This is a genomic window from Paenibacillus sp. A3, assembly GCF_001399685.1.
Classification (GTDB): Bacteria; Bacillota; Bacilli; order Paenibacillales; family NBRC-103111; genus Paenibacillus_G.
In genome coordinates this window covers 1-7,839 of sequence record NZ_JTHN01000365.1, presented here as the reverse complement: position 1 = coordinate 7,839, position 7,839 = coordinate 1, and the positions used below count along the sequence as shown (strand labels likewise).

General features: G+C 49.6%; 8 protein-coding genes. 3 read left to right on the top strand and 5 right to left on the bottom strand.

Going from position 1 to position 7,839, the window contains the following annotated elements:
- Together QJ48_RS34670 and QJ48_RS34665 are read left to right on the top strand one after the other, a co-directional pair.
- A partial coding sequence (locus QJ48_RS34670; RefSeq protein WP_054977797.1) for an ABC transporter ATP-binding protein occupies positions 1–682 on the top strand: 682 nt, incomplete at its 5' end.
- Positions 663–1,517 (top strand): ABC transporter permease, encoded by an 855-nt coding sequence (locus QJ48_RS34665; RefSeq protein ID WP_054977796.1) that lies wholly within the window; start codon positions 663–665, stop codon positions 1,515–1,517. The genes QJ48_RS34670 and QJ48_RS34665, both read left to right, overlap by 20 nt.
- A gap of 69 nt (positions 1,518–1,586) precedes the next feature.
- Here the strand turns inward: QJ48_RS34665 and QJ48_RS34660 are convergent, their stop codons facing one another.
- Positions 1,587–2,933: a DUF4179 domain-containing protein gene (locus QJ48_RS34660; RefSeq protein ID WP_054977795.1), complete on the bottom strand. Its 1,347-nt coding sequence runs from the start codon at positions 2,931–2,933 to the stop codon at positions 1,587–1,589.
- A gap of 277 nt (positions 2,934–3,210) precedes the next feature.
- On the opposite strand from QJ48_RS34660, the gene QJ48_RS34655 reads away from it, so the two are divergent.
- Positions 3,211–4,176: an aromatic acid exporter family protein gene (locus tag QJ48_RS34655; protein ID WP_054977799.1), complete on the top strand. Its 966-nt coding sequence runs from the start codon at positions 3,211–3,213 to the stop codon at positions 4,174–4,176.
- Between the two features lie 47 nt (positions 4,177–4,223).
- Here QJ48_RS34655 and QJ48_RS34650 read toward each other — a convergent pair whose 3' ends face one another.
- From QJ48_RS34650 to QJ48_RS34635, 4 genes are read right to left on the bottom strand one after another with little or no spacing between them, the layout of a single operon-like run.
- The gene (locus QJ48_RS34650) at positions 4,224–4,817 is read right to left on the bottom strand and encodes a thioredoxin fold domain-containing protein (protein WP_054977794.1); all 594 of its coding nucleotides are present in this window, start codon (positions 4,815–4,817) and stop codon (positions 4,224–4,226) included.
- A gap of 14 nt (positions 4,818–4,831) precedes the next feature.
- On the bottom strand, positions 4,832–5,419 hold the full coding sequence (locus QJ48_RS34645) for a MauE/DoxX family redox-associated membrane protein (RefSeq protein WP_054977798.1): 588 nt from the start codon (positions 5,417–5,419) through the stop codon (positions 4,832–4,834).
- A gap of 23 nt (positions 5,420–5,442) precedes the next feature.
- Complete coding sequence (locus QJ48_RS34640) at positions 5,443–7,224, bottom strand: ABC transporter ATP-binding protein (RefSeq protein ID WP_054977793.1); 1,782 nt, start codon at positions 7,222–7,224, stop codon at positions 5,443–5,445.
- Between the two features lie 24 nt (positions 7,225–7,248).
- Positions 7,249–7,779, bottom strand: a complete 531-nt coding sequence (locus tag QJ48_RS34635) for a hypothetical protein (RefSeq protein ID WP_054977792.1) — start codon at positions 7,777–7,779, stop codon at positions 7,249–7,251.
- Positions 7,780–7,839: the final 60 nt, after the last annotated feature.

Sequence of the window (7,839 nt, the reverse complement as noted above, 5' to 3'; positions counted from 1 at the left end):
CCCGAGCGGCTGGGGGAAGACGCCCGTGCTGTCGCTAATCAGCGGCTTGCTGACGCCGACTTCAGGAACCGGGCGGGTGCTGGGCGAACCGATTCAAAGACCGATTCCGAGAGTCGGATATATGCTCCAACAGGATTATTTATTTCCTTGGCGGACGATCTTCGAGAACGCCTCAATCGGTCTCGAATTGCTCGGGCGCTTGAACGCCGCCTCCCGCCAATATGTGCTGGATTTGCTGGACGAAATGGGACTTGGCGGCTATGCTGACCGTTATCCGCACCAGTTGTCCGGGGGCATGCGCCAGCGGGTCGCGCTGGTGCGAACGCTTGCGGCGGAACCGGACATCCTGCTCCTGGATGAACCGTTCTCGGCACTGGATTACCAGACCAAGCTCCAACTGGAGGATCTGATCTCAGCAACCTTGAAGGCTCGCGGCAAGACCGCTGTGCTTGTCACCCATGACATCACCGAAGCGATTGCAATGAGCGACCGGATTGTGGTGCTCCAGCCGAATCCCGGACGCGTACTGACCGAGGCCGTTGTGCCGGAGACGATCCGGGAAGCCCAGCCGCTGCATGCCCGAGAGATTGTGGGCTTTCACGAATTGTTCCGACAGCTATGGGGGTGGTTCGAGCAGATGGACGGGAAAGGAGGCGGAGGTCATGGATCGGCGGAAATTTGAGGAGGCGAAGGAAGGACGATCTGAAAGCTTGGCCGGGGAAGTGTACGCGCAGTTTCGCCGGAGCGAGCGCAAGCAGACAACATCTGTTCGCCTAACTCAACTGGCGCTGCTGATCTTGTTTTTCGCAGGTTGGGAAGCGGCAAGTCGATTGCAGTGGATTGACGGGCTTCTCTTCAGCTCTCCGACACGCGTCTGGGGGCTGCTGGTTGAGAAAACGGCGGACGGTACGCTGCTCGTGCATACCTGGACTACCGTGTGGGAGACGATCATCGGCTTCGTGCTCGGCACGCTGCTCGGCACCGCAATCGCTGCGCTCATCTGGTATTCGCCGTTTCTCTCCCGCGTGCTCGATCCGTATATCGTCGTCCTGAACAGCCTTCCCAAGGTAGCGCTCGGACCTTTGTTTATCGTTGCGCTCGGCCCGGGCATGCTGTCGATCATCGCGACAACGCTCTCGATCACCGTAATCATCACAATTCTGGTCGTGTATAATAGTTTCCGCGAGGTGGATCCGAATTTACTCAAGGTGGTGCGGATTTTCGGGGGGAACCGGAGCACGGTTTTCCGTAAGGTGATTTTGCCCGCCTCGTATCCGACCATCGTATCCACCCTTAAAGTAAACGTGGGGCTCTCCTGGGTCGGGGTCATCGTCGGCGAGTTTCTCGTTTCCAAGGAAGGGCTCGGCTATTTGATCATCTATGGCTTTCAGGTGTTCAATTTTACGCTTGTGATCGGCAGCGTTCTTCTTATTGCCGTGGTTGCGACCTTCATGTATCAAGCCGTTGTCTATTTGGAAGGGAAGCTGACGGGGAGAAAAGAAGGCGACAGGGAGTAAAGGGGAAATAAATGAAGACGGAGGGCCGTTCCAGTTTCGGAAAGCCCTCCGTCGCTCTGAGATGTTAGATTAAGGCGCAACCGGAACGGTTATATCCAGCTCCGGAAGATAGGACTTCTTCAACGGTTTTTCCTCGCTCATCGTAAAGGTTAACTTCCGGGCGGGATCCAGAGCAGGGAATTGAGCGACATACGTATCGGTTTCCGAATCGACCAGCGTTTGCTCCCAGCCGGTGAACGGGTACACTTTTAGACCGAAATAGTCCTGTTTTTTCAAGCTGTCCCTGTCGTTTAAGTAAATTGCTTCACCCTTTTCGTCTTCCAGGATCAACGGGCTGAAATATTTGCCTTCGGTTTGGTAGTGAACCAGAGTTCGATCCTTCAAATATTCCACATCGTTAATTTTGATACGCTTCGAATCGCCCACCTCCAGTACGATGGGCTTCTCGGCAGTCGGCTTGCGGTCCATCGGCACTTTCACCATCGGTCTGACGATATCTTCCTCGGTTTCGGAGATTTTGTCTGTCACATAGGCGGGCGCGAGTTTGAGCGATTGTGGCGGCGTTTGGAAAGGTGCGAACAACATGATGTAATTTCTTACGTACACATCATCTTCTTGCCCTTTCATGCCTGTTCGATCTCCATTATATCCGTAATATTCGGCGGCGACGCCTTGCTCATTGGTTAGTTCGAACGAGGGGGATTTATACTCGGGATATTTTTCGTCCAACGGACGTTTAACCTCGACCTGCACCGCCGTTTGAAGAGGCGACATCAAGATTTGCTTGACCGTAACGGTCGTATCGCCGAACGTTTTAGTCGCGTTGGGCGTAATCGTTTTGCTTTGGACTGCGGATTTCGTTAGCTTGAGATCGAATTCCACTTCTTCAGGGGCACTTTCGCGCCAATTCTTCCTGTCGGCCATAAGCTTGAGCTTCAGTTTAACGTTGGATTGATCCGGGAACTGGCCAAGATTGGCCCACTGGAACGTTTGCGAAGCGGTTTGATCGTCGATTTCCTTTTCAAGCATATTCAAACTTTCGGTAATCTCTTTTCCGTTCAAAACCAAATCGGCGGTCATGAATTTTTTGTTTCCATCGGGTGCGTGCTGCATGACCCCTATGGCCAACTGGGCTTCGTCAAGCATGACTTCCGTAACGGTAATCTTCACCCCGTTCTTCGTAACGCTTTGATTGACAGGGGTTACCATTCCGCTATTGGCAGCCTTGCGCAAAGCCTTGGAATTGGACAGTTTAAAGACGGAATCGACGGCAGAAGCTTGTCCGCCGGATTGTGCGTAAACGTGCGCTGGAGGAAGGAAGCCTGTGGCCGTGATCGAAAGGGCAATCATCGCCGCGGCAACAGGGACTCCGGCCATGCGCAATTTACGGGACTGTTTTTGTTTTACGGTTTTCATTTGTTAGCAGTTCCTTTCTTCGTTTGGGATTTTGGGCTGCGTCGGCCATGGTCCGACAGGGCAAGGGGATTCCTGAAATTTCTTTTATTACCAGTCCTTGTCCTTTCCAGCCTTCGTCAAGCTGACGGTCCAATTGTTAAAAGGTTCCCTGAAAAATAAAAGATTCTCGACAAACGCGCTTCACGCGTTGAGGATTTTGTCGAAAAACGGTAAGATGTGGGTACATTATTGTATAGACGAATTCAACGACCAGTTGTCGAAGCGAGGAACGCAGCCTATGGGATTTCGAGTCATCAAAACCGCACTGGCGGTTATCGTATCTATTTTTTTTGCGCAGACGCTCGGATTGCAGTCCCCCCTCTCGGCCGGGCTGCTCGCGGTGTTGGGCGTCGACGTAACGAAAAAGAGGGGACTTCAGACGTCGTTTCAGCGCATTGCGGCCTCGATTGTCGGTTTGTTTTTCGGCGCAGGGCTGTTTTGGGCGCTTGGCTTTCACGTGTGGGTGATCGGCGTATTTATTTTGGTGCTGTACCCGATTTTGAGCCGGCTAAAGCTGAAGGAAGGCATTGTTACCGGCTCGGTCGTCATGTTTCATGTATTCGCCTCCGGCCAGGTTAGCGCGGAGCTGCTGCTGAACGAGATCGCCCTGCTCCTTGTCGGGCTCGGCACGGCGACGCTGATCAACATAGGCTATATGCCCAGAGAGGACAAGCTGCTGCAGGAATACAAGCAGAGGGTGGAGCAGCTTTTCTCGCAAATATTTTTGGAACTCTCGCACCATCTGCGAGACAACGAGTACATATGGAGCGGCGCGGAGTTGCTGGAGGCGGACGATACGATCTGCAAGGCGATTCAGGCCGCCCAGCGCGCGAACGAGAACAATTTGTTCGCCGGCGGGTCCAACTGGTCGGTTTACTTTTACATGAGGGAAAGGCAGCTGGACGCGATCCAGCGAATGGTGCAACTTGTCGCCCGCATCTACCAGACGCTGCCGCACGGCGAGCTGTTGGCCCTGGTGTTCGACGGGCTGACGGAGGATGTCAAGGTACCTTATTATACGGGGCGGAGCGAGAAAAAGCTGAACGAGCTGGAGCAGCAATTCCGATACATGCCGCTGCCGGCCACGCGGGAGGAATTTGAGGTTCGCGCCGCGCTGCTGCAGCTGGTAGAAGAGCTGAAAGTGTACTTGTCCGTCGCCAAAAAAGAAAAGCGGCCCGTGGAGGAACCGCTAGAGAGGGCCTGATGCTCGACGGAGGCGATGATCTAATCCGCTCTGGAAAAGAATCTCATTTACACGTTGCCCATATCTAACGCTTTCTGTTGCATAGCTGAATCTTTGCTTTTTTCACCGGAGAAATATTCGTCTACCAGCTTCCGCAGGTGCTTATAGCTGGCGAGAGCAGCCTTGACTGCGATCATTCCTTCGGTGTCGATCAGTACGGCAGCAGGCACTTCCTTGATTTCATATATGGTAAATGCATCCTTGGTATGGGCGTATTCAACCGTATGGTTATCATGTATATCCGGCTCTTTTTCATCAACTGTAGTAAAAACTACGATCCTTATCAATGGATACCGCTCCTGCATATCTGCGAGTTCGACAAGTATTTTTTTGCAGAATGGACATCCTTCCGCTGTAAATAAAGCCAACGTAGGGACGGTATCTCTTCTTGGAAACTCGATGCTTTCTCCATTTGCGCCAAGATATGTAAACAAGGGAGCTTTATCGCCTGCCTGAAGTTCCCTCTTGCTATCGCTTGTTTCTTTTATCTGTAATTTGTTTAAGAACTGAGCGACCAGTTTGGTCAGCATGAAAATAACAATAAATTGCAGGAGTACGAACACCCACAGGGCTATGATGGACCAGTACATGAAATTTTCCATTTTTTTATCCCCTTTTAACTTGATTGCTGACGCTCCTTCGCTAACAATTCTTGCATTTTCTTACGGATGACGAATAATTCGTTAAAGATCGAAAACAGCAGCGCCGATAACAGCGCCGTTACAACCATCATCCAATACTCTGTGCCGTATATGCGCGATAGGCTTTCTCCGCCGATGACTGACAATAAACTCCCGTACGAAGCCGTTACGCGATAGACACATAGACACATAGCCATTAAAAAGAGATTTCGCCAAACGAGCTTCCATGATATCGAATGGTTTCCCGCAAGCCCCCCGCATCCGCATGAAAGTTCTTTTCTGCCACGGAGCAGGTTAATCGCAAGGGCGATACTGTACATCAGAAGCAGACCGCTTCCGATTAATGCGGCAAGGGAGCTGTATATTCCGAGAAGAAGAGAAATACCGGTCAGCCATTTTATGGTATGTTCAAGTATGGCAAACCACCGAACCCATGGTTCAGGCACAAGCCTGTAATCTTTAATAATTCCAATATGAGCATGCCAATAACGAAGGGACGAAACCCCGGAACTGATAAATACGATCGCTAAAAAAATTCGGCAAATTACGGACAACGCTTCCATCAACATCACCAGCTTTCTAACGCTTACGCATACCATTGAGCTTGGGATTCATACATCCGTGCATACATACCGTTCGATGCCATAAGTTCATCATGGGTTCCGGATTCTGCAATCCTGCCGTTCTCCATAACGATGATCCGGTCCGCCATTCTGGCGGCGGCCATGCGATGAGATATAAATATCGTCGTTTTGCTTTCCGTTAAGTCCCGGACCAGTTTATATACTTCCAATTCCGTTAACGGATCAAGCGCCGCTGTCGGCTCGTCCAATATAATGATGGTGCCCTGGCGGAACAAGGCGCGAGCCAAGGCGATTTTTTGCCATTGGCCTCCGGAGAGGTCTTCCCCTTCCTGCAAAAAACGGCCGAGGAAGGTTGCGTAGCCTTCTCTTAAATTTTGCGCGATTTCGGCGACTCCCGTCGTTGCCGCCACTTCTTTCATCGCATCGATATCCTCCAAACGGGTAATATCCCCGAATCCGATATTATCACGCAGGGTGTACGCATATTTTAAAAAATCTTGAAAAATGACCGTCATATGTTTGTGCAATTGGTCCTGAGCCAATTGACGGATACTGACGTCGTCGAATCGAATGTCTCCTTTTTCCAGTGGATACAATCCCATCAAACATTTCACCAGGGTTGACTTGCCAGAGCCGTTCTCTCCCACAATCGCGATTTTTTCCCCTGGCTTGATATGGAGCTGAATATTTTGCAATGCGGAGGTCGTTGTATCCACATAGGAAAAAGTGACATTTTCGAGCGTAATCCCTTTCTGTAAAGGCGCCGGGAATGGCTCGGTTCCTTTCGTTTGGTTCTCCGACTCGGGATGTTTGTAATCGAGGAAACGGAAAAAGTCATTCGCATAAAGCATCTCCTCAAAGACCTTTGCCAGCAAAGTCGATAGCTGGTTGGTCAGTCCTTGGGTTCCCTGTACCGCTTGTCCAATGGCTACAAATTGGCCGATTTGTATGGGGGTAGTCTGAATCAGCCAAATCATGATCATAGCGGCTCCGGAGTAGAATAAGGCAGTAAGCCCGTCCATCCCGATTTCCGCCCGCTGCTGCTTTCGCAATATTGTTAAAATCTCCGTAAATTGATGGGAGAAAGCTTCCGACCACCTGTTTAGCAAGTAGGGACCAAGGCCAAATAAACGGATTTCTTTGACGGAATGCCGATCCTTTAACAGAGAACGGGTATATTCCATGTCGCGGATTAGAGGGGTTAGGCCAAGCTTTAGCCAAAAGTTCCTCTTTCCATACTTCATTTGAATTAAAAACATGGGGATAGCGGCTAACAAGCTTAGAAGAACCAAACTCCAATGAACGGTGAGCAAAAATACCAGATAGCCGGAAATCGTTATAAAAATTCTGCCGATTTCAAAAGCTTGACGGAGCGGAGAGAGCAGACGGTGGCCCGGGCCGTCGTTTACCCTCTCCAGATGGTTGTAAAACTCAGGGAGATCGAAATAGAAAAGCGGCGCGGAGATCACCTTTTGAAGAACGGATGATTGCGCTGCGTGCTCCAACACATTGGTGAGCTTTCCGTTCAAATATTCTTGGATATTCATGAAAATGGATGTCAGCATGGTGACCATAAATTGAAGCAGCAGCAGTAAAAGGATTGTGGAATAATCTGTTGAGGGATGCTGAATTAAGCGGGCTACTTCATTGATGGTTTCCTTGGACAGCCAAAGCATGGTGACCGGCATAATCCCTAATAAAACCGTTAATGTGAAGGTCAGAACAAGCAAGCCCTTCCCATATGTCCAAACAAACCGGATTAGATTTCCAATTGCTTTTGCCATCGTCAACCTGCACCTTCCACTTATTTACTGGATACGGTATCTCGCCATTTTCCGCCTATCCTGCAGTACGCTTAATATTTCTTTGAAAAAATGACCAGGATAACGAATAACGCCGTTAGAGTCTATGATAAAAAGGCTGGGAAAACTTGAGATTTGTAATTCTACCAGAGTTTCCTTATCGGCAGGGATCAGAGGGAGTTGATTGCCGAATTCCTGAATGAAGTTATCATAGTTGCGATCCTCCCGTTCCACAATACAAAGAATCGGAAACGAAAAGTCTGCTTTTCGTTTCTGCGCAAGAATATTTTCCAGTTCGAAATGGCAGATGTCGCAGGAAGGGGAAGCAAACATGACGATGGCCGGAGTTTGGCCGAATCCGGCTGGGAACGGAAAATAGCTTCTCAGGTTTACGCCAAGAAAAGTTTTCAGCTTGAGAAAGGTCATTGAAACGAATTGATCCGCGAAATGGGTTACTGCATTTTTACACTCGAGATAGGAATAAAACTGCAGAAAAAATAGAAAGATAGCAAAGGAAAGTAAAAAAACAAAATACATATAATACCATCCTTTTAAATAAATACTTTTTTATATAAAAAATAGTATACTAAATAGAAA